21 protein-coding genes are annotated in these 25,204 nt (G+C 39.3%); 4 read left to right on the forward strand and 17 right to left on the reverse strand.

Annotation, left to right across the window (positions count from 1 at the left end; genetic code table 11):
• Nucleotides 1–246 precede the first annotated feature (246 nt).
• Both V6259_RS03560 and dld read right to left on the reverse strand, forming a co-directional pair.
• Nucleotides 247–942, reverse strand: a complete 696-nt coding sequence (locus V6259_RS03560) for a VC0807 family protein (protein WP_133011055.1) — start codon at nt 940–942, stop codon at nt 247–249.
• Between the two features lie 289 nt (nt 943–1,231).
• Nucleotides 1,232–2,968: a D-lactate dehydrogenase gene (gene dld / locus V6259_RS03565; RefSeq protein WP_341583334.1), complete on the reverse strand. Its 1,737-nt coding sequence runs from the start codon at nt 2,966–2,968 to the stop codon at nt 1,232–1,234.
• Nucleotides 2,969–3,241: 273 nt separating this feature from the next.
• Here dld and V6259_RS03570 point away from each other — a divergent pair, with 273 nt between their 5' ends.
• The gene (locus V6259_RS03570; RefSeq protein ID WP_341583335.1) at nt 3,242–4,048 is read left to right on the forward strand and encodes a M48 family metallopeptidase; all 807 of its coding nucleotides are present in this window, start codon (nt 3,242–3,244) and stop codon (nt 4,046–4,048) included.
• A 451-nt stretch (nt 4,049–4,499) separates the two neighbouring features.
• Here V6259_RS03570 and V6259_RS03575 read toward each other — a convergent pair whose 3' ends face one another.
• Complete coding sequence (locus V6259_RS03575) at nt 4,500–5,465, reverse strand: transposase (RefSeq protein WP_341583336.1); 966 nt, start codon at nt 5,463–5,465, stop codon at nt 4,500–4,502.
• 730 nt (nt 5,466–6,195) lie between these two features.
• On the opposite strand from V6259_RS03575, the gene V6259_RS03580 reads away from it, so the two are divergent.
• Entirely contained in the window at nt 6,196–7,953 is a 1,758-nt protein-coding gene (locus V6259_RS03580) for a sensor histidine kinase (protein ID WP_341583338.1), read from the forward strand.
• Complete coding sequence (locus V6259_RS03585) at nt 7,950–9,551, forward strand: response regulator (RefSeq protein ID WP_341583339.1); 1,602 nt, start codon at nt 7,950–7,952, stop codon at nt 9,549–9,551. Before V6259_RS03580 ends, V6259_RS03585 begins: the two co-directional genes overlap by 4 nt.
• 198 nt (nt 9,552–9,749) lie before the next feature.
• Here the strand turns inward: V6259_RS03585 and V6259_RS03590 are convergent, their stop codons facing one another.
• From V6259_RS03590 to V6259_RS03605, 4 genes are all read right to left on the reverse strand, one after another.
• Nucleotides 9,750–10,742, reverse strand: coding sequence for an ABC transporter permease (locus V6259_RS03590; RefSeq protein ID WP_341583340.1), 993 nt, complete (start codon nt 10,740–10,742; stop codon nt 9,750–9,752).
• Entirely contained in the window at nt 10,732–12,264 is a 1,533-nt protein-coding gene (locus V6259_RS03595) for a sugar ABC transporter ATP-binding protein (RefSeq protein ID WP_341583341.1), read from the reverse strand. The genes V6259_RS03590 and V6259_RS03595 overlap by 11 nt, the downstream gene beginning before the upstream one ends.
• 60 nt (nt 12,265–12,324) lie before the next feature.
• Complete coding sequence (locus V6259_RS03600; protein ID WP_341583342.1) at nt 12,325–13,254, reverse strand: sugar ABC transporter substrate-binding protein; 930 nt, start codon at nt 13,252–13,254, stop codon at nt 12,325–12,327.
• Between the two features lie 200 nt (nt 13,255–13,454).
• The gene (locus V6259_RS03605; protein WP_341583343.1) at nt 13,455–13,595 is read right to left on the reverse strand and encodes a hypothetical protein; all 141 of its coding nucleotides are present in this window, start codon (nt 13,593–13,595) and stop codon (nt 13,455–13,457) included.
• A gap of 233 nt (nt 13,596–13,828) precedes the next feature.
• Between V6259_RS03605 and V6259_RS03610 the strand changes: the two genes are divergently transcribed.
• On the forward strand, nt 13,829–14,704 hold the full coding sequence (locus V6259_RS03610) for an MYG1 family protein (protein WP_341583344.1): 876 nt from the start codon (nt 13,829–13,831) through the stop codon (nt 14,702–14,704).
• Nucleotides 14,705–14,879: 175 nt separating this feature from the next.
• Here the strand turns inward: V6259_RS03610 and V6259_RS03615 are convergent, their stop codons facing one another.
• From V6259_RS03615 to V6259_RS03655, 10 genes are all read right to left on the reverse strand, one after another.
• Nucleotides 14,880–15,440 (reverse strand): DMT family transporter, encoded by a 561-nt coding sequence (locus V6259_RS03615; RefSeq protein ID WP_341583345.1) that lies wholly within the window; start codon nt 15,438–15,440, stop codon nt 14,880–14,882.
• Between the two features lie 162 nt (nt 15,441–15,602).
• Nucleotides 15,603–15,950 carry a DUF3024 domain-containing protein gene (locus tag V6259_RS03620; protein WP_341583346.1) on the reverse strand — a complete coding sequence of 116 codons (348 nt, stop codon included), beginning with the start codon at nt 15,948–15,950 and terminating at the stop codon, nt 15,603–15,605.
• 165 nt (nt 15,951–16,115) lie between these two features.
• A complete protein-coding gene (locus V6259_RS20030; RefSeq protein WP_445928497.1) occupies nt 16,116–16,472 on the reverse strand; it encodes a GFA family protein in 357 nt (118 codons plus the stop codon).
• A gap of 207 nt (nt 16,473–16,679) precedes the next feature.
• Nucleotides 16,680–17,174 (reverse strand): GNAT family N-acetyltransferase, encoded by a 495-nt coding sequence (locus V6259_RS03625; protein WP_341583347.1) that lies wholly within the window; start codon nt 17,172–17,174, stop codon nt 16,680–16,682.
• A 113-nt stretch (nt 17,175–17,287) separates the two neighbouring features.
• Nucleotides 17,288–17,947: a hypothetical protein gene (locus tag V6259_RS03630; protein WP_341583348.1), complete on the reverse strand. Its 660-nt coding sequence runs from the start codon at nt 17,945–17,947 to the stop codon at nt 17,288–17,290.
• Between the two features lie 107 nt (nt 17,948–18,054).
• A complete protein-coding gene (locus V6259_RS03635; RefSeq protein ID WP_341583349.1) occupies nt 18,055–19,212 on the reverse strand; it encodes a hypothetical protein in 1,158 nt (385 codons plus the stop codon).
• Between the two features lie 123 nt (nt 19,213–19,335).
• Nucleotides 19,336–20,337 carry a DUF4917 family protein gene (locus V6259_RS03640; RefSeq protein WP_341583350.1) on the reverse strand — a complete coding sequence of 334 codons (1,002 nt, stop codon included), beginning with the start codon at nt 20,335–20,337 and terminating at the stop codon, nt 19,336–19,338.
• A gap of 61 nt (nt 20,338–20,398) precedes the next feature.
• Nucleotides 20,399–21,190, reverse strand: coding sequence for a DUF6602 domain-containing protein (locus V6259_RS03645; protein WP_341583351.1), 792 nt, complete (start codon nt 21,188–21,190; stop codon nt 20,399–20,401).
• Between the two features lie 105 nt (nt 21,191–21,295).
• Complete coding sequence (locus V6259_RS03650) at nt 21,296–21,727, reverse strand: GNAT family N-acetyltransferase (RefSeq protein ID WP_341583352.1); 432 nt, start codon at nt 21,725–21,727, stop codon at nt 21,296–21,298.
• A gap of 37 nt (nt 21,728–21,764) precedes the next feature.
• Nucleotides 21,765–24,533, reverse strand: coding sequence for a restriction endonuclease (locus V6259_RS03655; RefSeq protein WP_341583354.1), 2,769 nt, complete (start codon nt 24,531–24,533; stop codon nt 21,765–21,767).
• Nucleotides 24,534–25,204: the final 671 nt, after the last annotated feature.

Here is a 25,204-nt window from a genome sequence, read left to right on the forward strand (position 1 = left end):
CTCAGTGTAATTTTTCGATTCATTAGAGAGGTAGCTGGAAACGACTAGAGGAACACCAAAAGCGACTTAGCCAAAACAGCACGGCAAAAGAACGACTTCATTAATGCGAGAAAATGATTAGGAAAGGACGTTCTGGTCGGTAAGAATGATTTTATGGGAATGAATAAAGAAAAAATGGCCATGTTTACCTAGGATGATAAACATGACCATTAATTGTCTGGCAGGCTGTGTAATGCTAATAAAGTGCTATTTTTTTACCAACAACTCTTCGAGCTTTAACCCCGTCGCTTTATTAATGCTGCGCCATAGGTAATAGAAAATGCCCATCATCATGATCATCGACGGAATCGCAATCATCGGATAACTGTAGAGCGTCATTTGCCCTAGCTCTTCATTGAAGGCTTCGGTGCCCGATGGGCTAATAACAATCCATTTTGCCAAGATGTAATTCATCGTGGCAGAAAAAGCGAAGGACGCCACAATCAAATACGTCGCTATCATCAGCCTTTTCTCAAACTCAACCGTGCTGTGGTTTTCCTCCAGCTTTTGCTTAATGGTCTCAACGTTCATAACAGAGGCATTAAAAAACAAAGTTCGCACCAGAGGATAGCGCGTAAAAGTAGACACCCACACGCTGATACCAATTAACGCAGGGACCGCGGCTTCTTTGATCGCCAACCACTTGTTGTCTAGCTCAAACAAACCAATGCTGCCGGTGAGCAACACACTGACCAACCCTAGTAAGGCAATAAAGTTAAATTTCCTGTACTTAATCAGCTCAAACAGCCCCCAACCCAATGGAAACGCAAGCGCAGCCACCAAGCCACCACTGACGCCGAGTTTGTCTTCACCGCTCATTTTCATCAAAATAAAAGAAGGCAAGATAACACTCACCATAAGATCAACCATCGGACGTGGCTTGTGTGTTGGTGTACTGTTCATAATTTTTGGGTTCCAAGGTAAAAACAAAAACACAGGCGGACTATCATAAAGGAAAACGCACTCATAAAGAAAACGTATCATAAACGAGATAGACAATGTTTCACTGCAAAAGTGCCATACTGAGAATCAACTAACACTCCCAGTCTTAATCACTTTTCACCCTATTGGTTGTTGAAAAAAAAGAAGCCGAGATGTTTCCATCTCGACTTCTTGTCATTGCACTGCTAAATCAAGGTTCTTTTAGATCAAAGCACTTTTAGATCAAAGCACTTTTAACTCAAGGCCGTGCTTATTTGCAGCCACAACCCTGATGCTTATCATCTAGTGATTGCCAGTTTTTTAGTTTACTGGTGCCGCCAATGCCGGAGTTGAAGCTGTTGGTCGGATCTGTTTTTTGATAAAACTCACGCAACGCAGGCTTCGCAATGTATTCGTGTCCAACATTGTGCTCCGCTGGGTACTCAGCGCCACGAGCGTCATAGCTGGATAGAATTTGCTTTTTGACCGCCTTCGCATCCACACCTTTTTTCATGATGTAGTTTTGATGCATGACATGGCAAAAGAAATGGCCGTAGTACATTTTTACCGCCACTTTTTCGTCGATCTCGGCTGGCAAGGTTTCAAACCAATCTTGTTCATTACGCGGGAATGCCACGTCAATGGTCATGATCGAGCCCAAATCTTTGCCATTCATCACATGGTAACGACCCAATGCGCCGCCGGTCACATAACGATGTAAAATCGCTTGATCCGCTTCGCGATCCGTACACTCTAGAAAATCCCCTTCATTGTCTTTGAAGAAGTTGTCCAAGTAGGCTTTGGTTTCTGCCACGCCATCGTTGCTAGTTTCGACAATCCAATGGTGCTCGTATTTATCGCGGTATTCTTCCATGCGTTTTGGCAAATGATTCGGGAACAACTGGCTGATGTACTGCATCATACGATCTGAAAACTTGTTCGGCATAAACTTAAATTTGCCAGCCCAACGATCGACCGCACGTTTTATGGCAAACATCTTAGGAATGTATTTGGTGCCTAATTTATCAATCACCAAGAAGCTGTCTTTACCGTATTTTTTACTGATGTCATAACTACTGCGGTGCATGTATTCACCAGATACCGGCAAATTGGTAAACGTCGACAACATATCACGGCGCATCTGCTCCATAACCGCAGGATCGTTAGTACCAACATAAAACACCTGATGCTTTTCAGGTATAGGGAAGGTATCAATACGCACCGCGAACACCGCCAATTTACCGGCGCAGCCTGATGCTTCAAACAAACGGCGAGCATCCGCATTAAAACGGGATGGCGTGTCGGCGTCGACATCACGAATACGCTGCTGGTATTCGTTATCGGATCCGCGTTTGTCTGGAAAATGAACGTCTTTTTCTTGGTAACTTTGATTACCAAGGTTCGCTAGCACCTGCTCTGGTGTATCGCCTAGATCAATGCCAAGGTTATTCACCAACTCCAACTCGCCATCGCTTGTCACTTGGGCAAACAAGGACATTTCTGTGTACGCAGGGCCACGCTGCACTAACGCACCACCTGAGTTATTACAAATACCACCGACAATCGACGCACCAATACACGATGAACCAATCACAGAATGTGGCTCACGACCGTACGGTTTTAGCCTTTCTTCTAGACCAAACAAGGTACTGCCAGCCAAACCCACGATCTGTTTACCTTGGTCGATAAGCTGAATATCATCAATACGCATGGTACTGATGATCACAATCGGGCGATCGTACTCAGCACCATTCGGCGTCGATCCGCCAGTCAAACCCGTGTTCGCGGCTTGCATGATGACAATCACATCCGCCTTCACACAGGCTTTTAATACTTTCCAAATCTCCACCAAACTGCCCGGTCGCACCACCGCATACGCCTTACCACCACCAAGGCGAAAGCCCTGACAATAAGGCTGCTTCTTGTCTTCATCCGTTAAGGTATATTGACTTCCTACAATGGCCTTTAATTCAGCGGCCAAATCTAAGCTAAAACTGGATTCTGTCATAAAAATGCTTCGTAACATGTTGATGGAGGGGGAATAAGTATACTCGACTCGCGCGACGATAAAAACGCGCTACCTTCACCAGATGGGACATAAAAATAGGTTATCTGGCGCAAATTCTTTTACTGACACTTTTCGCACGTTCTCAAAGCATGCTGCTAGACGATTCATACTGAGAGCCGCGTTAACAAATATCCCACTGCTAGCGCGAATTATTTGCTGCTAGAATGAAAAAATATTCGACCCTACACAGGTTACTTTTAAGGCAGTTCAGACATGAAATTAATAGCGCATTCACAAAAAGTGGCCTTAGCCGCCGCAATGATCCTTTTGGCAGGTTGCAGCGCCTCTCCTACAGGTCGCACCCAATTTGTGGCATTACCAGACAGCCAACTGGATCAAATGGGCACGGAATCCTTCACCGCCATGAAGAAAGAAACGCCTATCTCAAGTGATACGCAATTGCGCCAGCAAGTACAATGTGTCGCGAACGCGCTAATCGCCGTATTACCAGATGATTACCGCAACCAAAAATGGGAAGTAGTGCTGTTTGACGACAAACAAGTCAACGCCTTTGCCCTACCGGGTTATAAAATCGGCGTTTACACTGGCCTACTGAGCGTGGCGAAAAATCAATCTCAACTCGCCGCCGTTGTCGGCCACGAAATCGCCCATGTAATTGCTCGTCACGGTAACGAAAGAGCCTCAACGCAAATGGCCACCAGCCAAGCCTTAGCATTAGGCTATCAATTAAGTGGCAAAGAGTCGGTAGAGAAAACCGCGATTTTCCAAGCGCTTGGCATAGGCGTACAAGTAGGCATCATCTTACCCTTTAGCCGAACCCATGAATCCGAAGCAGATTTACTCGGTTTAGAATACATGGCGAAAGCAGGATTTGACCCAAGAGCAAGCGTACAACTCTGGCGCAACATGGCCGCCGCCGGCAGCAGCGCCACACCAGAACTCTTATCTACCCACCCATCCCATGACACCCGGATCAACGACTTACAGACCAACATGCCTAAAAACCTCGCCGTCTACGACACCCTAGTCGCACGCCATAAACAAGCAAAATGCTACTAAACACATTGTTCAGCGTAATGCTTTAATTGCTTTATTTATTATTTAAATAAGACAGGCACCTTTAAAACCCAGCAATAGCAAGGATTTGAGTATGCCTGTCTTGTTAATTCGCACCAACCTAGTCGTTGCCAATGAATGCAGAAAACAAGATATAGTCGATAGGAGGAAGAAACTGAGCTAGATAACTCATTCTCGTTATTTAAATAAGACAGGCACCTTTAAAACCCAGCAATAGCAAGGATTTGAGTATGCCTGTCTTGTTAATTCCTAAAAATTGGCTCCCAACCTAGTCGTTGCCAATGAATGCAGAAAACAAGATATAGTCGATAGGAGGAAGAAACTGAGCTAGATAGCTCATTATCGTTGAATACTGTGGTTATTAGGTTATTTTTGCCCGTGGGAGCGCCTCAACAACAAGCTGATAAGCCGTGATTTAATCGTTTGCTTTCATTCAGGCGAGTAGCTGAACACTCTTTCTATTGCACTTTCGCTGGTGTGATTCGCAGTATTGATCAATAGACAACTCTTGCCCGACTACACTCCCCGTTCTGACTTCAAATTCAGTGGCAATACACAGCCAATTGTCGGATGAGATATTCAGTCTCTGTAGAATAGGAAGTAACGAGGCATCAATTGCACCTGTCTTGTTTGCTCTCACTATTCGCCCTGTCATATCGATGAGTTCTAAGTAATCCACAAGTTTAAAAGGCAAACCATTTGGCATGTCTTTTTGTGGATTCCCGACAAATGGATAAAGCGCTTTAGCTTGATACTTTCCTATAGCGGCGGCTACTCGTTTCTTAATACTGGTGAAATCAGAGCTTTCTGGGGTATCGCTGATGCCTGATCTTACGGGATTTAAATCGACGTAGGCCATGCAAGCCATAAGCGCCGCTTCATCGAGCAAAGCCTGGGATTTAAAACGCCCTTCCCAAAAATGACCGGTACATTCATCCTCTAAATTAGCTCGCCGTGCAATCGGCTCGTTAAGTTCTTTCATAAACCAGCTTAAGTCTGTTAAGCGTTCTCGGTAAGTTTCAGCGGCGGCTTCTGCTAAAGCAATCACATAGGCTGGAAGCGAACCACCGGCCAGATATTGCTGAGTAAACGCTGTGCCTTTATGAATCCTATGCCAACGCTCTAACACTTCAAACACAGACCAATGCTTCACTTTTTCTGAATCGATATGCAGCACCACATGAAGGTGGTTGGTCATCACCGCGTAGGCACAAATATCGATTGAAAAGACACTGGCGAGAAACAGCAAACGACTCTCTACCCAACGTCGCCGATGCTCATAACTTGTTCCTGTGAATGGGTCTTCACCACATAAAAAGGCCCGACGAACACATCGGGCAACGCAGTGGTAATAAGGGGTATCGTTCACGCATACTTGCTGACTTCTGGGCATAGGCATAATCCCGCTCCTCTTCCTTGAGAAAACATAGATTAAGTATAGAAGAAGACTGGGGAATAAGCCGAAAAGGGCTGAAAGGCCTATGGTTTCTGGCTTTTATACATGCCTGTCTTGGATACTCCTATCCGAAGCGAGTTTACTCGGTTTAGAATGCATGGCGAAAGTAGGATTTGGCCCAAGAGCAGCATGCAACTTTGGCGTAACAAGGTCGGCAGCACTGCAGTAGAACCCTTATATATCCACCCATCTCATGACTGCCGGATCAACGACTTACAGACCAACATGCCTAAGAACCTCACAATCTACGACGACCCGAGTCGCACATCATAAACAAGCAAAATACGACTAAGTACGTCATATTACTGCATCACTATTCAACACTCAGCTTTCAAGGTGCTTTGAATAAACAAATCATCGCAAGCCCCCTGCTTTCTAGCTTAGAGTTGAATACAAAGTTAGACATTGCACCATAATGAAAACACATGCTATAACATATGATGTTATGAAAAGTATGATTTTAATGTAGAAGCTATAGGTATTGCTCGGACAAGTTCCACTCATAAAGTAGTCATATTTGACACTTAGAGTTTAGCCATTTTGCATCTACTTGTTTCCATAAACGTAATTTCAGACTCATACTTTACTTCTAGTAATATAAAAAAGCATAAGATCGATAAAACAAAATCCACCATTACAATAAAAATAAAGCATGATGTGATTGGAGTTTATTTTGATAAAAAAAACATTGAAATTGAAAAACAGCTTAACAGGAAAAGCTATAATTTTATTTTTATTATTGGTATTTATACCTACATTTTTAGCAGGGGTAATAGCAAAAAAACATATCCTAGACATAGTTCAAGAGAATGCATCAAAGGACTATGAATATTATCTAGACAATTTTCAAGCTCAACTATCTCACGAGTTGTTTGAAACAAAAATGAACGCATACTACGTTTATTTAGACCTTGATCTTAAAAAAGCAATCACAAGCTATATAAGAAATCCATTAGAAAGCTCGAGCGCTCAAAAAAAATTAGAATTGAAACTTAAAAACTATAGAATATCATCTCAATTCAGCAATGTGAATGCCATTAAAATATATGGTTTTAATGGATTAAAAATGTCATTCGGAGACCATGTATTTAGTGACTCAATAAATGATAAATGGGTTTTAAACAACCATTTATATGACGAAGCGATTAAAAATTCAAATAAATTTATATGGTCTAATATTTACAGAGGCTCTAGTAAAGATAGCATCCCAAACACCATTTCAATCTTTAGAGTAATAAAAGATAGGAGTTATCACCATGATATTGGAATGCTGTATATAAACTTAGATTTAAAATTATTTGAAACCGTTTTAAATAGTTATAAAAACAGAGAGAATGGACATATCTATGTATTAGACTCAAGCTTAAATACACTTTCCGGTGAAAAAATCCCAAAAGAAATTTTGGAAAAAATCACAACAATAACAAACCATGAACCGACAAATATTTCAGAAAAACTTAAAGACAAAAATACAAACATATATATAAAGAGCTTACCGAAATACAATTTAACAACTATTGGGGTTCTCGACTTAAAGAAAGTAAATGATAAAAGCTACAAGCTGTTTAATTATTTTTCTTGGGGCTTCATTGGTTTCATAGTCATGACTTCTTTTTTCTGGCTATCAGCAGTAACTAAACTTTTAAATCCAATTAAAGAACTGCAAAAGACAACAAGAAAAGTCCGAAATGGAGATTTTACAGCGCAAGCGTCCTATAGTGGTAAAGATGAATTGGCTGAGCTAACTCGAGATTTTAACTTCATGGTTCGTAAAATTGATCATCTCATCAAATCAGAAGTAGCTCAAAAAGAAAGAGAAAAAGATGCCGAATATAGAGCACTACAAGCTCAGATCAACCCTCACTTTCTATACAATACGCTTAATTCCATTCGTTGGATGGCTATCATTCAAAAAGCAGATAATATTAAAGCGGTAATTGAGGCACTTGCGAGATTACTAAGAAATAGCACATATAAAATGAACGCAATAATCACCATAGCCGAAGAGGTTGAAGTTTTAAAAGACTACGTTGCTATCGAACTTATTGCTTATAACAATAAGTTCGACGTTGTATATAATATTGATAATGATGTAAAAAAGTATCCGTGTTTAAAATTTATACTGCAACCATTGGTTGAAAATGCCATCTTTCATGGAGTTCTACCCAGTAATAAATTTGGTGAAATAATTGTAGAAGCCAAGAGAATTAATCAGTCTGTTTGGTTGAGTGTCTTTGATAATGGTGTAGGTTTCGATACGAACGAAAAATCGCTAAAAGGAGAAAAAAACCACTTCAATAGTATCGGACTAGATACACTTAACGAAAGATTAAAAGCCTATAACTCTGGTGTATCTGGCATCATTATAGAAAGTATCCCAAACCAATATACTTTAGTAAAAGTAGAATTGCCGGTAATGGAGGAGAAATGAAAAAAATCTTGTTAGTAGATGATGAATTTCTCGCTCGACTAGGGTTACGCTCCATTGTCGACTGGAATGCTCATGGTTACGAGATCGTAGGTGAGGCTGAAAATGGACAAGAAGCACTGGCTCTGGCCTTAATACACCAGCCTGATATTATTATTAGCGATATCCAAATGCCGTTAATAAATGGAATAGAACTAATTAAATTAGCAAGGCAAGAGAATTTAAAAAGTAAGTTTATTATGCTTAGCTCATATGATGATTTCTCACTTGTGAAAGGAGCGCTTCAAGCTGGAGCAGAAGATTATTTACTTAAACTAGATATTGAAGCTGATGAACTATTATCTATTTTAGATAATATATCGATTAAAGTAGATAAATTACTAATAGAGGACAAAATAGAAGAAGATCGTTTAGCATTACTCCATAAAAACAGGCTTGAACTCGGAAAAGTAATGCTTAAAGGTGTCTTAGATGGAAAAATATATATGCAAAAACAGTTAACAGAGTTATTTAACGACTTTGACCTTTGCATTCATTCCCACTGTCTCATCACTATCGTATTTCGTGTATTCGAATTTTCTAAGCTATCTACTAGGGCTGTTAAAGTTTGGAAACAATATCTAGAAAATGAAACACAGTCTACTTCAGGGATGACTATCATAGAAGGTGATGAACCCGACTTTATTTGTGTCTGCTCATTCAATGATCAATTATCAGAAGTTACGATCGAATCGCAATTAGCTCGTTTTTACAAGTCCATCATATTAACAGCCAAACAATCTTTCAATATAGAAATCTCTGCTGGTATATCGAAAAAACATGTTGGAGTTGACTCTTTAAGGCAATCCTTCTTAGAAGCATCTCAAGCAGTCACACTAGCTGAAAAATTGCAGTTTCGTAAATTTGAAGAACTTCAAACATTAGATTTAGATGCCTATACCTCTCAATTAGACAATTATCTATCAAATATAGCTGAGCATATAAAAGAAAATGACAGCAAGAATATTATCAAAGATTTAGATGCACTTATTAATTACCTCAAAAGTAACCAAGCACTATCTCCTTTAGCGCTAAAAGGAGGAAGTCATACTCTACATTACATAATATATGACTTTGTTAAACAGTGCTGTATTGAGGATTCACCTGAGTGGAGAAATATACAAGCCACCTGGTCTGAAGGGGAGCCAATTGAAACTATTGATGACTATATAGGTTGGATCATTCAGCTTAAGAACATTTTCAGCGATGTATTTCAAAGCCGTTACGAAAAAAACTATATAATTTTAAAAGCAAAACGGTATGTCATAAAACATATTTCTCAGGTGATTACACTAAAGGCAGTCAGTGGGCACTTAGACTTATCTCCTAGCTATTTCAGCCGTCTATTTCGTAAAAAAACGCAACAGTGTTTTATGGATTATGTGCGAGAACAAAAAATCCAAGCGGCTCAAAATTTAATTAAAACAACAAATAAAAAAATGTACCAGATTGCAAATCTGGTAGGCTATGAAAATGTCCAATATTTTAGTAGAGTTTTTAAGCAAACAACAGGTGTAACTCCTGTCGAATTTAGGAATGGTAAGAACAATGAAATAAGTTAACCCTATACTTAAAACAGCTATAGAGCTTAAGTACACAAAATAATAATTATCTTAATCTAATAGCAATGAATTATCTTTTAGCCAATTATTAGCCATATTTTTATTAGTAAAACTCCAGTTAAAAATAACTGGAATTTTACTATAACCTCTTTAGAAAATTGATTTTTATGAGCTATTCGTGATAAATGAAGCTATCTCTTAATTTCGTTTCATAGCCACTGTCATCGCAAAAATAATGATGATTCCTTTACTAACCAATTGATAAAAATAAGGCACTCCAAGCATATTTTGCCCATTTAGTACTAATGCTACAATCAGCGTACCTAAAAGTGTACCAGCCAGTCTTCCCTGCCCTCCTTTTAGGCATGTTCCTCCTAAAATAACCGCTGTCAAAGCATCCAACTCATAACCAATACCTGCTGCTGGTATCCCTGCATAAGTTTGCGCAGCAAGCAAAATTCCACCTATACCAGCCAACAACCCCATAATGCAGTAAACAAGGGTGCGAGTTTTAACAACATTAATACCAGACAGCCTTGCGGTTTCTTGATTATTACCTATCGCATATACGTTACGTCCGAACTGTGTATATTTCATTATGTAAGAAAGTACAACAAGAACCAACAGTAAAACATAAATCGGAATTGGAATGCCCAAGAAAGAACCAGAGCCAACAAATCGAATAATATCTGAATCAAAAGGTTTTGGCTGTCCGCCGATAATAATATATGCAATCCCTCTGACTAAACTCATACTACCTAGCGTAATAATAAACGGATTGATATTCAGAACTGATACAAAAAAACCATTGAACAACCCAACTGCAATAGATCCCACAAGAGTTAGAAACAATGCAACAGGTAATCCTAAGCCGGCATTGAGACTAACACAGAGAATAACGCTACTGTAGGCCACTACTGAACCCACTGATAAGTCAATACCATCACTGATAAGGACCATTGTCATTCCAAACGAAATAATCCCAATAACAGCCGTACCCAACAAAATATCCTTAAAATTTGTTAAGGTGAAAAAGTAAGGACTGGCAAAAGACAATAATGCGACAAGTACCAAACAGGCAATCGACAGTTTAACTAAATAGCTGGAAGAGATAAGTTCGAGCCCTTTTTGAACCAAGTTTTTTTCTATATTTTTATTTTTTTGAGTTAGAGGGTTTCCACTAGTTTTCATTCTGAGCTCCTAGTTGTTCATCGATGCCATTCATAGCAAGATAGATTTTGTTGTGATCGTATTCTTTTCTCGAGAACACCTTAAAGATTCGCCCTTGATAAATGACAACAATTCGATCTGACACATGCATTAGCTCGGTAATATAAGAGGAGGTATAGAGTATTCCCTTACCTTCTAGTGCAATCTGTTGAATGAGCTTATTCACATCACTCTTTGCAGCAACATCAATTCCAGCAGTTGGCTCACACATCAATATGATTTTCGACTGCAATTGAAGCCATTTGGCAATGATAGCTTTTTGTTGATTCCCTCCACTTAGGTTTTTTATTAACTTCTCTTCTGACTCCGTCTTTATGTTTAGTTTTTCTATAAATCCTCTTGAGGCAAGCGTTTCTTCCCTACGGTTAATAATAGAATATAATCGTTTTTTCTGGCCGAATGGAATACAAATATTATCTTTAACACTTAGCTCTAAAAATTCTCCATTAAGTTGGCGATCTTCTGATACAAAGCCTAAACCATGAGATATTGCATCAATTGGAGAATTAATTTTCACTCCAACATTATCGATTTTCATATCCACTTTTGCATGTTTTTTTAACCCATAAAGAGCTTCAAAAATATCTTCTACACCAGAACCGCCTAATCCCGCAAAACCGAGAATTTCACCTTTATGTAATTCAAACTCTATGTTTTTACAATTCGCTACTGACAACGAACTGACTGAAAGCAATATTTCCTGACTCGCTTGACTCAAAGAAGAATCTGTTACATCTCGTTGATGCTCAAAATCAGTCGCGGTAATCCCGCTCATTTCTTCAACAATTCTATCGGGGGTATAATCTAATTTATCACCTTCACTAACATTTACTCCATCTCGAATGATTGATACTCTGTCGCAAATTTCCATTACCTCTTTCAATCGATGTGAAATAAATACTACGCTACTTCCTTGTGATTTTAGTGTATTCATAAGATCAAAAAGTCGCTCTACATCACCTTGCCTCAACGCTGTCGTTGGTTCATCCATGAGTAAAACTTTTGGATTTTTAGAATATGCTTTTACAATCTCTACTAGTTGTTTTTCTTCTGCAGTTAACTTTTCTACATTACAATCGCAATCTATATCTAAATTAAGGACATTCAATAGCTCTTTCGCTTCAGACCGCATTTTTTTGTAATCAATTAATCCTCTTTTTTTTGGCATATTATCAATAAAAATATTTTCTGCCACAGTCATATAAGGCATAAGTCTTCGATGTTGAAATATAATACTAATTCCCAATTCTTGAGCTTTAGTTGGTGTTATTTTTTCTACACGTTCCCCATCAATATATAACTCTCCAGAGTCGGGAGCGTAAGCCCCCCATATAACATTTAAAAGAGTTGATTTTCCTGCTCCATTTGAGCCGACTAAACCAATAATTTCCCCTTTATTAAAATTAAGAGTAAGTCCTTTTAATGCTTTAATTCCATCGAAGCTTTTAACAATGTTGTTTATTCGCAATGCTGATTGGTTCATCGTATTTCCTTCTTAGCAAAAACCAGCTGTACAGCCCATAGCTGCACAGCTGAAGAAGAGTTAGTCGAAATTTAAATATTCTAAATTTTTACTAACATTGCTTTTTGTAACCAGCACACCTGTGGTTTTGACAATGAAGGGAACAGGACGATTATGATTTAATCTATCTAATAGGGTGACAGCGAGGGCACCATAGTTATAGGAATGCATAGCAAAAACGCCAGTTAAAACATCACCTTTTTGTAACTCTTTATAAATGCTAGCACTTTCAACTACGGTTGCAGAATGAATTTTACCTTCCATTTTAGCATTCTCAATACCTCTAACAATACCTAGACCACTAGTGTCTTCTATAGAAATAAAACCTTTAACATCTGGATTAGCTTGTATTATTGCAGAGGTCCAGTTCATCGCTTTTATTGTGTCGTAGCCAGGTCCTGCTTCAGCAATAACTTTTATCCCTGGATATTCGCTAAACGCTTTATAAAACCCTTTAACCCGATCTTCAGATGGTGGAATAGGATCAGGGAATTTGTTTATGGCTACCTTACCTTTACCGCCGATACTCTCAGCTAAATTCTTGGCCGCATAATAACCTGCCGCAACATCATCTCCTCCGACTTGCCCTTCTGCTTTAGAGTCAGCCTGAATCGAATCTATTGTGATAACTTTCATACCTAATGAATGAGCCAGCTCAACACCAGCAGAACCTGCTGCTTGCGTTGTCGAACCCAATACAAGTAAATCGACGCCTCGTTTAGCAAAGTTTCGAATGATTTCTAACTCTTTAACCGGATCGTCATTAGATGATGCATCTATAAATTTATAGCCCAACCTATCTGACATTTCTTCAGCCCCTTTAAGCATGGCCTGCTGAAATGAATCGCTCTGGTTATGTTGCATCATCCCGATTTTACTTTCTGCCATAGCGGTGGAAGACAATAAACCAGCTACCGTAACTGTGAACATAGTTTTTATTATTTTATTCATTATTACTTTCCTTAATGGTATAGGGTGTTTCACTGTAAACACATCGACAGTATTGACTAAATTTATGGTCACATGAATGCAATATATTGTTATATATTGCACTTTCTTTACCTTTGAAGAATAAATAAGAAAATAATAAAGAATCAATTCGAATAACAGAGCAGATAAGAAATGGGCCTCTATCCCTCTACCTAAAAACCTCAACGACCTATAAAACCTTGCAATGACAAAGGTTTAGCATGCCAGCTTGGATAGTCACGCTTTACGAATACACATCGGGCAACGCAGTGGTAATAAGGGGTATCGTTCACGCATACTTGCTGACTTCTGGGCATTGGCATAATCCAGCTCCTCTTCCTTGAGAAAACAAAAATTAAGTATAGAAGAAGACTGGGGAATAAGCCGAAAAGGGCTGAAAGGCCTATGGTTACTGGCTTTTGTACATGCCTGTCTTGGATACTGTGAGACACACTTAAAATGAACGGTGTCACCTATCATTAAAACCCCGTAAAATCCCGATTTTTAGTACGTGTGTGCTGTTAAGTGAAATGACATCAATAAAAGAGACCATAGAATGACTAAACAAACTCAAGTAATCGCAACGCACAATGGCAACTTTCACGCAGACGACGTATTTGCGGTAGCGGCACTTAAACACATTTTTCCATCGGTAGAATTAATACGCACACGTGACTTAGACGTAATGGCCAAAGCTGACATTGTGTTAGACGTAGGCGGAATATACGACGCTGAAAAAGGCCGTTTTGATCATCACCAAAAAGGCGGCGCAGGCGCACGAGAAAACGGCATCCCGTTTTCATCATTTGGATTGATTTGGCAAAAGTACGGTCTAGAAATATGCGCTGGCAATCAAGAAGTCGCCAACTCATTGGATAAAAACCTAGTATCAACCATAGACGCGATAGATTGTGGACACGTAGAAGGCGTAGCAACGGGCATTAGCCTGAGTCAAACCATCTCAATGTTTAATCCTACCTGGCAAGAAGAAGGTGACTTTGATGCCTGTTTTGAAGAAGCCGTTGCCTTTGCATCTCGCCTATTAACTCGATTCATTGCGGCGGCAAGTGGTGGCGTAAACGCAAAAACCATCGTCGCCGACGCTATAGAAAAAGCCGCTGATCCAAGAGTCATCGTATTAGAACAATACACGCCATGGAAAACGACTGTCCTGAAAACATCAGAAGACGCTTTGTTTATGGTCTACCCGTCGCAAACAGGCCAATGGCGCATACAAACCGTGCCCGTCGAACTCGGCTCGTTTGAAGATCGTAAAAAGCTCCCAGCGCCGTGGGCAGGTTTATCTGATAAAGAACTGCAAGACGTCACCGGTTTAGACGATGCCATGTTCTGCCATAACGGCTTGTTTATCGCAGGTTGTGCCTCGTTTGAAAATACCATGAAAATGGCACAAATGGCGTTAGATTACTAACCCTTAAAAAAATCCCCACGTAGGACAGGCACTGTTAATACCCAGTAATCACAAGGGTTTTGATGTGCCTGTCCTGTGTTCTACTGAACAGTTCATTGCTCAGGGCTTTCTGCTTGTAAACAGCCCTCCTCTTAAGAAAACAAAGATTAAACATGCCTATCTTGCCGCGCTTTGTTCAACCTGCAACTCGCTTGCGCGTTAGCGCTATCCCCAAAATTATTAATAACATCGCCGCTAGGCTGTGCCATTCAATGACTTCGCCCAAAAGAAGCACGCCAGTAAAATACGCCACAATAGGAATCACGTAATTAATGTAAGAAAGAAACGTAGGGCCTGCCGTGGCGATAACGGCAAACAAGAGAATGGTACCAAACGCCGTTGGGCCAACACCTAACCACAACATGGATAACGTGGCTTCTAAAGAATAGCTTTGTTGCCATGGTAAATCTTGCCACAGCCACAATGGCACGATAGCGATACTGGAAATGATCATCACGCCAGCCGCTGTTACGACAGGAGTATAGGAAGGCAATCTCCTTACCAAAATGGCATTTATCGCATAACTAAACGTAGCGAGAAAAATCAATAAACCACTCAATAAGTTACTGTGAGCGCCTACTAACGACGGCCAAAGCACTATCGCCACGCCGGTAATACCTAGCACAAAACCGAGGATTTTAAAGCGATTAAGACTTTCTTCAAGGCCATATTGAATAGCAAGCCTCTCTTTAGACACTCGGGTGCCGCTCCTGCTTGAGAACACAAAGATTAATCGTAAATAAGATTAGAGGAAACGAACTAACACTTTGTTTTTATTGGGCTTTAAGTATGCCTGTCTTGGTTAGGAGGCTCTTTGTTTTTATTGGGCTTTAAGTATGCCTGTCTTGGTTAGGAGGCTTTACCCAAAAAAGCAGCTATTCGCATCCTCTGCAACTAGGCTAAGAAAGTCCTCAATGTGCTTCACCTCTGGCACCTCCGAATAACTGTGCCATTTTAAGTCTTGGCGCATCCAGTACACTTTCCAGATTTTTTTAGACTTCACATACGTCGCTTTAGCAACTGACGACTCTATTTTCTTGTTGGGGTCACGGTAGTGAGGCCGAACCTCAAATATTTCGACACTTTGATTATCAATACGGTAACCTAAATCAATTTCTGCCCGCACATACGCCGGTGGTCGCTTTTCCTTCAAAAACTTCTCAAGCTCATTCTCGCAGCGCTTTATTTCAAACTCACTTATTGCCATTGTTCAGTCTCTATTTTTGGTTTCACAGATAACGCTCACAATAATGGGAGAACTTCAGGCAGTCTACAAGTAACAATAAAAAATCCTTAGCATGGTGGGCTCTGTAGTACTAAAGGCTTGTATTTACAGGCTTTATGTATGCCTGTCTTGATTAGGAGGCGAAGGCTAATCAATAAACTTAAAACTTTCAGCGCCATCAAAGTGCTTAACTCGCACTGATTTATATAATTCGGGGTCTGCCATACGAGTGTTTATAGCAACTCTATTTGTACCATCATCTCTTTTTTGCGTGTAATGCGTGGTGCAGCCACAATTTGGACAAACGTGATATGACCGTCGTTTATTGCCCCATAAGTAGACTTTTGAATATTCTTGCTGCGTAATCTCTACTTGATCGGCCGTGTAATATGCCCACAAAGCACCAATCCTATGACAATTTGAACAATTACAGCTTGTTATAGTTTCAAGTAGTTTCTCAAACCTAAGAGTGATATTTCCACAATGGCACTTTGCTTCAATCATGAGATGTATTCCTGGTATTTAACGCCCGCATTTTCGGAAGATTCGTAGCGCAGTGAAAAATCAGTCCGACAAACTGCACTTGTTAATCCTGTCTTGATTGGTTGTTGTTTTTATTGGGTTTAAAGTATGCCTGTCTTGGATGGGCTCTTGGCTATACTTGAGCGAAGCGAAACTGCCAAGCGTTGCGAATCACTCTTGAATGCTTTGTTAAGTGCGTGCTAAACGGTAGCGCCTTACCGTACCCTCACTGTCATCTGTGTAGTTACCGAGGTATTCACCACCACAGTTTTCAATGACCTTTTGAGACGCTGGATTGTCAATTGAGCAAGTAACAATAACTGAATCAGTGACAACATGGTCTCGCACCCAAGCAAGCAGAAATGAGGCTACACCCTTACCACGAGCTGACGGTCTAGTTTCGTAGCCAACATGACCAATGACATTTTCTACATTGGCATTAGTACCTTTGCGAACTCGGATTGCACCTAAAATTTCGGAGTTCGATATACAGTAGTAAGTTGTACTGGGTAAATATCCGTTTGGTAACTCGGAAATTGCCTTAGAACGTTCGACCAAACCTGACAAATAAGCTGTCGGTTCCTGCTCCACGCCCGAATATTTTGGAATACCCGATTCTAGGCATTCTTTCGCATAACTCGCTAATATTGGAGCCAAATCAGGGTTGGCCTCTACCACTTCCATGTCAATTTTCCTCATAAGCACATAACGCCTAATTAACAGGCAAAAAATAGTTGGTTAAAATAAGCGACGAAGGAGCAAAAACCAACTGTTTTTTGTCCTTGTTTAATTTCTTGTTAGCTTTTTTTACTATAAAACAGCTCAGTATACTCAACAAATTCTTTTAGGTTTAAATCTAAAACACCCCAATCACGAGATTCATGTTCCGTATTATACAAACGAGCAAGTTGACGAATTGAGTTTGTTAAACTTAGCCATACCATTGCATGATGATGAGAAACTTGAAATGCAACCGGAACTAGCTGTTCGAATGTAGGTAAAATTTCGTCCGCTGCTTGCAATATTATTATAGATCTCGCATCTTGAAGTTTTTTATAGTTTGCATCATTTTTAAATTGATTGAGATCACCTAGATGTTCAGATATTGGACGACAATTAATTACATGCTTACTCCAATGGAAGATGCCATTCAATATGCTTTTGTCATAACAAAACGCTTCTAAGACAAATGATATTGGTTGTCCAAGTTTTTCTTTTAATTCTTTATTTTTACGTTTTTCAGGAATTACTACCACTAGAACATAAAATATTAAACTCACAATATAGCCAATACTAAGATTGAAAATTATCGTGTTACCAACAGAAAATTGAGAAAACAGACTACCTATAAAGTTATCGTGAAATATCTTTGGCAAGGCTTCATTTGAGGAAATAAGCAGAAGAAATAGGCTTATAACAAATAAGAACCAAATTAGATTTTTTTTCAGAAATGCCACCAAAACTCCTTGAAAAGCTAACGCCTCAAACACCGGCTTGGTGAAGTTGGCGGCTTTTTTGGAACAAAAAAGATGACAGCTTTGCCAAGTCCACGTGCTTTGACTTGTTAGCCATTTGATGGTGCTGGAATCCAAGTTAAATTCAGATCAACATGGAATTCGTTTGGCTTTATTTTGGCTTGATCGGCTATATTCACCACATTGGAACCTGTATCAATTGCGAGTACTTCACCATTTGTAAATTGAATGAATAATGCTTCACTTTGGTGAATCTGTACGTGATCCTCTCGCAAGCCAAACCACACTTTTTCAACTGTTTTACCGACCATTTGTGTAGCTTGGCAAATCGAGTAATTGGATTCGATGCCGCCATCAACAATCTTTGGTAAATACTGCATAATTTCCTGCCTTCTTAGTTCATGTGTCGCAGAAACAGTGAATTCTTGCTCGATAAGTTTTAGCAGCAGTTCAAATGACTCGACAGCCTGCTCTAAATCACGATTAAAGAGGTCGAAGGCATCACATGATTTTGCAGAATTTCTTACACCGTGACTACTATTGCCACGCTCAGTGCTTATTAGGCTTAAAACTTTGTGCAACTGGGATTCTTTATCAAACTCTGTGAATACATGACGTAACAAAGTCGGAGGTTTCATATTTGCTGCTTCAAGTATATTTTTTTGACGCTTTTCAGCCAGAGCAAGTAAACAATTTTTAGACAGACCATCAACGAGAAAACCGTATAAATTCTTATGTGAATCCTCATAAGCGTGAGTATTCTGAGAACTCGGGTATGTAACAGAACTATTGGGGGGTTTGGAATATAGAGGGTGCCCAGTGAGAGCTTTACAGCAAGCATTGATTTTCTCGATTACTGATGTAAGGCGCTTTCTTGCCCCATTTTTCACTCCCCAGCTACCTTGAATATTTCTATCAAACCACATGGTGAACCGCTCGTCTGAATCTGCTAAAGCATCATCTTTAACAATAAATGGCGACCATTTCTTTTGCTCTAAGGGCGCAGCGTTAGCCAAGTCTGGGATAAAAACAGCCAAGCACAGCCCTCCATCAGACTTTGCGTGATACCCGAATCTAATACGGATGTACTCATCACGCTTCCCAGAAGTATCAAGTTCCTCAAAATATTCTGCGGAGGTTTTTAGCTCACCTTCAAAGTAGTCAGTGTCTATGGTGTATTTATGAGGGTTCGAGCTATATAGAGATAGAACATCTGCCTCAAAATATCCGATGACTCTCTGTGTCATGATTTCTCCGTGATGGCTAACGCCTTTGTAACTGGCTAATTTTTGTGAAGCAGTTTGTGTGATACTGACGCGTAGCGGCAACACAAAATGCGTAGCTAAAATTTGTCCTAGTTGACAAACTTGTTAAGCGGCGTTGTTCCAAGCGCCCGGACTCATACAGTCAAAAAAGACTACTTCAACATCGTTACCTATGTGATCTAGAATCATTTGATGGACGCGAGTGCAATAACCTTGGTCAGCACCAAAAACCGATATAGCTACACTAGTAACATCAGACTCAGCCAAACGACGTAATATATGAATATCGTGCTCACCAAAACCCCATCCATAGATTGTCAGGTTATTACCTACTTTGGGTAACACCTCACGATAAACTGTATTCAAATAGTGACTATTATGAATTGCTTTTACCTTTTGACTTGAAGTACCTTCACTAACGAACAAAGGTATGTATTCTCCAGACTCCCATTGGCACAATATTACACGCAATAAATCACCACCTCCTGCTTCTAACTTCTCCTCTTGCTCAACAACATTTCGAGCGAGTACTAGACTGCCATGCGGATAAAATATTAATGTGTTACGTCTGTCCCATCGGTTTATTGATTGACGAAATCTCTGCCAATCTTCATCAAACTCACCATGAAGGAAACAGTCTTTGAAGCTATGACCATTGAAGTCACGGTTTGCATGCATAATCACCCAATACAGAGATAAGTCATAGTTAAGTGAAAGTACTGTTTTAAAAGAGCTTAAAAATAAGGCGATATCTGTAAATTGCTCTTCAACTTCGCAATACTCCGGATGAATACTACGTACAGCTTGGATCAAACAGTCACGAACATGCTCATATGCATTTTGGGTCTCGTTGTCAGTAATCTCTAATGCTAGGTTAACCCTGTTTGCTTGCCAAACAAGACGCAAAATCAACTCGAAATCATTAGTATCAAAGTGAGAAAAAAGGCGCTGAACATGATGAGTTAGCAAGCCATTATCGATTGCGTGTTGCTGTAACGAAGGATATGAAAAGCTTCTATCAATACCAATTGAAGCTCCATTTCCTAGTAATACCGAACCATTAAAGCTTTCAGATATATCAGCCCACTGTTCAATTACATATGGCATTGTTGACTTTCTCCTAGCCGTTTAACGCCGCATTCAGCGGCTTGTCCGCTGCAATGCTTTGTTAAGTTTCTGGAAGGTTATTAATAACTTCCGAATATTCATAAGCAATAAAATTACTCGCCATTGCCATAGCTTGCATATCAGCAATTACTTGGCCTAGCCCAAAAACGTCAGGCGATACAGTTTGCAAATGGAATGAACCAAGTTTCATTCGCTCACCATTTCTCAATGTGGTATTTGCACTTATCACCCTAATTATATTGCAGCTTCCAGCAACATGAATTACGTTTGGCCGTTTACTCAATGGGATTTCGGTGTTTTGAGAGTAATACTCGTTTAGATGGCCAAGCAACGTTTCAGGCTTTAGCCCGTTTGAGGCGAATACAATCTTATAGGGCCAATCGTTATAATGGAGAATTTCCCTACCAATAAGATTTTTATTTCCAAGGGGCGCCTTTTCTGGGAGCGATGCTAAATTATCTAACGAGTCAATTAGCTCTTTCTTATCAAGAGTTGACTTAATAGAGACAACACCAATGCACCCCTCGATGCAACTAAATGATTTCCCTCCATCAGCGGTCAATAGATGATTAAATTGGATGGATTTATCATTTGATATTATTACGTCAATTTGTTTGGATTCAGATCCATCAAGACCGAAAATGAAGCCCCCCAATTTTACGTTACAAATTGGCGGTAAGTGATCTCGAAGCACCTTTGCATAAATATTTTCTCGAGACATCCCTTTGTCTGTTGTATTCGGGAAAATACTAGCAACATCAGCTTCATCACGGAGGACTTTTCCTACATCCATAAAGTAGTTGTGAAGTCGTCGATAAAATTCTTTAGCCAAAAAATACTCCTAAAACTTAACGCTGCGTTAAGGTGTGACAAGCGCTTGCCATACTGTGAGCGAAGCGAAACCGGCAAGCGTTTGGAATCACTCTTAAACGCTTTGTTAGCCGTCTGGGACACCAACCATAGAAAAGTGGTGACTAGCTATATTGAAGCCTTCGCGTAAGTAGAACTTATGTGCCAGAAAACGCTGAACACCAGAATCCAGATGTATTTGTTCACAACCGCTTTCTAAGGCGTATGTTTTAAACCAATCGATAATAAATTTACCTACTCTACGCGAACGAAATTGAGCATTAGTTACCAAGTCCTCAATGTAAATATGTTTACCCCAAGCCAGCTTTTCACCTACGCTAAAGCCTGCTGCCGCAAGGACACCTTCTGACGATTTAACATAGGCGACTTGGTAACCATTTGATTGCTGTTTCTCGATCTGAGCAGACAAAGTATCTAAGTTGTAATTTGGGCGAAGTTGCAACAACACCTCTAGGACTGACTCATAATCAGAGTTTTTCTCTAAAAATTGGACTTCCATGCTTTCTCCATTTTGACGTTGACGGCTAACGCCGCATTCAGCGGCTTGTCCGCTGCAATGCCTTGTTATACGTTTCTAAGAATTCAACATATTTAAGCATGCCATTTACATACCTTTTGCTAGAGCTATCTTTCCAAGTTTTTCCTAACTCATCTTTGAATTTAATTGCAAGCTCTTCACGATTATCTGCTGATGTGCCAGCTTCTATAATTTCATTTATTAAGATTATAGTTTCGGATTTAATTAGAGCTTGAGCTAAAATTTGCTGTGGACTTTCAAGGTTATTAACACCCTTTGAAAATTCAATACTTGAATCTTCACTTCGCTTGCAAACACCTAAAGAAACTAGATCAGTAACCGAATTTCTTAATTTTTTTGATTCTTGCTCTTCTAGTGATACAGTCTCTTTCTCAACTATAATTTTAATTAGTTCAATAGAGTTGCTTGGCGTAGTTGCAGCAAGAAATAAATACCCTTTTGCACCCAACACACCATACTCAGGAGAGTATTCGGAAGGGGAATATATAGATATTTTACTTCCGCTATTAGAGACTAATCCTGCGTATTGTAGCCAGTTTAGTATCTTTGTAGCATAGCCTTGAGGTGCTTTTCCGCTTTTATTCGAATACACATTATTAATGACATCTGTGTATTGTTCATTAGTGCAAAAGCGAGCGCTACCTGTATTTGATTCTGAAATACTTGTGTATATCAAATGGTCTTTTAGGTGTCCTCGAATAACCTCTACGGCGTTAGCTTGACTTTGTGATGCTTTATATTTTCCTTGGCCATTTTTCTCTATCAATGAAAAGGATTGAAGATCCATTATCACATTCGTTAGAGTTCCTTTTTTAAATCCAGATAAACTCATTAACTCTTCAAATGTTAATTCCTTTTCTCCATTGATATTGTCAAATACATTTATAGCCATAGTAACTGTTGCTGCTGGCATATAAGACCAAGGGATAATTGGAGTATCACCTGTGTTTAAATAATCTCGAAACACATCCCAATACACAGAAACTTTCTCACCTGTTTTGATTATCAGTCTGTCAACGATGAGGTTGTAAACTGTTTGTTGCCCGAATTCTTTTGTAACCTGATAATGATCTATCGGCGAATGACCAGCAACATACCTTAAGCATGCTATTTCTTTGTCAGGTCGCTCTAAATCCTCTTGAAAAAGTGACCTTATTTGAAATTGTGTAAGCAGTAGCTCTTCTTGTGACACTCCAGATTTAATTTTTTTGAATATGTGTATACATAGCTTTTTTAAAAGCCATGGATACCCTTGAGATTGTTGAATCAATCGCTCTCTAAGCGATTTATTCAATTTAATGCTAATACTTTTTTCGAATGTCGTTATCATTTTTGATGAATCACCAACATCAAAATCATCAAGTTTTTTGTCTACTCTAAAGTCTTTAAGCTTCGACCACATAGAATAAGCAGGATTTTCCTCTCCTAGCGTTATTCCGCTACGCCAAGAAAATCCTACAACTAAGTTCATGTTTTCAGATGATACATCTTTAGCAAATCTTTCAAATGCTCGGAACAATCCAAAAAGCTCTTCTTTCATAAAGACCTCTTCAAATTGGTCAAAGAATATTACAATTACCTTATTGTTTTCATCCAAATACCTTAGACAATCTCGAAAGCTGCTACCTGACGTTATATCTTCTATATTCTCAATTTTAAATTCACTATTAAAAGCAATGAAGCCATCTTCTATTGCTTTATTGAAACCCTTTACAATAGCTTCAGCTACAAAAGTTGCCCCTCGTGCTGAACGAACATCAACTGGATATAAGAACAGTTTATTCTTCCATTTAATGTTGCGGAAACGTTCAGATAAGAAAGCGACTAAAGAGGACTTTCCATGACCAGAAGAACCTACCAAAGAAAGGATACGAGTATCTGTTTCGTGCGCTCTAACTGACTCAAAGTAATCCCATATTTCTTTTTGTATTGTTTCTCTACCTACAAAGTCTGAAGGCTTACATGGCTTATAATCCATGATGTCGTCAGCGACCAATATACTACTAACTACTTCCTTTGAAGGTTTACTAACAGGACTAGGTGTGTTCTTGGCGTTGTCGAATGGAATTAGTGGGATGTTTTCAAAGAGATTTTGCGAATCAAGAATTTTTCTTATCTTCCTACAATCAGCCTCGCTACTTACATTATATGCAAGTAAACGACTTGCAACGCCATCATCCATTTCTTGAAAAACCCAAGTAAAATCAAGTTCAGGATGAACGATGAGACTGGCGTGTGTAATATTGGAACTGAGGTTAATTTCTTCGTAAGCTTTAGCTTTTCCAGATACTATTAAAGCATCTAATATTTCTTGCCGACCATAAAAAGAATAATCACAACCATCCATTTCACGATAGTCGTCATAAGCACCTTGCGCATCTTTTCCTAGCCTAGCAGTTGAAAAAAGTGCAATTCTATTAATTTTAGCGCGGGTCGACTGAGCATAACAAAGGTCTACTATAGTAGAATCGATATTTTTCGAGTTATAGAATTTACATTCAACATAAACACTACTTCCAGAAGGAGTATGTTCAGCAGTAATATCAATTTCCATCCCTGTTTTGCGAACTTCCATTCCCGTAATTTGATAAGACTGCTTTCTTAATATATCGGCGCATAGTTTTTCGAAAAATGCCCCCTTTTGTGTATTTGAATAGGAATCTGGGACTATAACAAATATATTCTGCTCTACTGGAACAACCCTTGTCATTTGAAATCCTTTATATTTTGAATGCCAACTATCGTATAACATTTTAATAGTGCGCATGCTCATTTGCACTTTTTAAAAAACCTCAAAAAGCCCCTATAACCAACTGATTTTTCAGTGTTTTATAAAACTACCCACAAAATTAAGAACTGGCTAAACGAGCGTGCGCGTTATCACTTTTATCCCCAGCCTCTTATTTCAGTACTGTGAATACTTAATCATTGATCTTAAGGCGATTTTTTATTTTATGCCAGCGTAATTGGGCAAAATTTAGTCATTTAAAATGTCTAAATGAGCAAGTAATAGGCTGATTTAAAAATAACCTTTCTACTTATTGATTTTTCCTATCATGAATTGACTGCGTAAATTTAGGCTATTAGATTCCGGCTTCTGCGTTGAGATTGTGATCAGAGAAGCAAGGCGAGTATTTAGATCAAGGTCAAACGGCTATCTAAAAAAGTAACGTCGAGCGGTGATATTTTCGTTACTCCGAGTGGTGAGGTAAAAGTCAGGTCAAAGCCCTTTTTGAAGCAGTATTTCTGGTTACGAGAGGCTCGTTGGGCAAAAGGAGTTCGACCCTTTAGTCAGTAAAACGATTGAAGTAAAGCCAACAAAAAACAAAGAAATGACCCCATCTTCCGTCTTCCCCTTTAAGATACTCTCGGCTTATTTTAAGTAGCGTCCTTCTAGGTGTTTTCTGAAATGCGCGGCGTTTAGGGTGGCGCGTTTGA

It is taken from the genome of Marinomonas sp. TI.3.20 (assembly GCF_038155025.1).
GTDB classification, from domain to species: Bacteria; Pseudomonadota; Gammaproteobacteria; order Pseudomonadales; family Marinomonadaceae; genus Marinomonas; species Marinomonas flavescens.

Bases quoted from the DNA above. Each gene is read 5' to 3' on its own strand.
- V6259_RS20030 (WP_445928497.1), bottom strand. From the start codon at position 16,472: ATGATTGAAGCAAAGTGCCATTGTGGAAATATCACTCTTAGGTTTGAG.
- V6259_RS03620 (WP_341583346.1), bottom strand. From the start codon at position 15,950: ATGGCAATAAGTGAGTTTGAAATAAAGCGCTGCGAGAATGAGCTTGAG.
- V6259_RS03585 (WP_341583339.1), top strand. From the start codon at position 7,950: ATGAAAAAAATCTTGTTAGTAGATGATGAATTTCTCGCTCGACTAGGG.
- V6259_RS03590 (WP_341583340.1), bottom strand. From the start codon at position 10,742: ATGAAAACTAGTGGAAACCCTCTAACTCAAAAAAATAAAAATATAGAA.
- V6259_RS03650 (WP_341583352.1), bottom strand. From the start codon at position 21,727: ATGGAAGTCCAATTTTTAGAGAAAAACTCTGATTATGAGTCAGTCCTA.
- V6259_RS03575 (WP_341583336.1), bottom strand. From the start codon at position 5,465: ATGCCTATGCCCAGAAGTCAGCAAGTATGCGTGAACGATACCCCTTAT.
- V6259_RS03640 (WP_341583350.1), bottom strand. From the start codon at position 20,337: ATGCCATATGTAATTGAACAGTGGGCTGATATATCTGAAAGCTTTAAT.
- V6259_RS03605 (WP_341583343.1), bottom strand. From the start codon at position 13,595: ATGCCAATGCCCAGAAGTCAGCAAGTATGCGTGAACGATACCCCTTAT.
- V6259_RS03595 (WP_341583341.1), bottom strand. From the start codon at position 12,264: ATGAACCAATCAGCATTGCGAATAAACAACATTGTTAAAAGCTTCGAT.
- V6259_RS03560 (WP_133011055.1), bottom strand. From the start codon at position 942: ATGAACAGTACACCAACACACAAGCCACGTCCGATGGTTGATCTTATG.
- dld (WP_341583334.1), bottom strand. From the start codon at position 2,968: ATGACAGAATCCAGTTTTAGCTTAGATTTGGCCGCTGAATTAAAGGCC.
- V6259_RS03600 (WP_341583342.1), bottom strand. From the start codon at position 13,254: ATGAATAAAATAATAAAAACTATGTTCACAGTTACGGTAGCTGGTTTA.
- V6259_RS03610 (WP_341583344.1), top strand. From the start codon at position 13,829: ATGACTAAACAAACTCAAGTAATCGCAACGCACAATGGCAACTTTCAC.
- V6259_RS03570 (WP_341583335.1), top strand. From the start codon at position 3,242: ATGAAATTAATAGCGCATTCACAAAAAGTGGCCTTAGCCGCCGCAATG.
- V6259_RS03655 (WP_341583354.1), bottom strand. From the start codon at position 24,533: ATGCGCACTATTAAAATGTTATACGATAGTTGGCATTCAAAATATAAA.
- V6259_RS03625 (WP_341583347.1), bottom strand. From the start codon at position 17,174: ATGGAAGTGGTAGAGGCCAACCCTGATTTGGCTCCAATATTAGCGAGT.
- V6259_RS03635 (WP_341583349.1), bottom strand. From the start codon at position 19,212: ATGACACAGAGAGTCATCGGATATTTTGAGGCAGATGTTCTATCTCTA.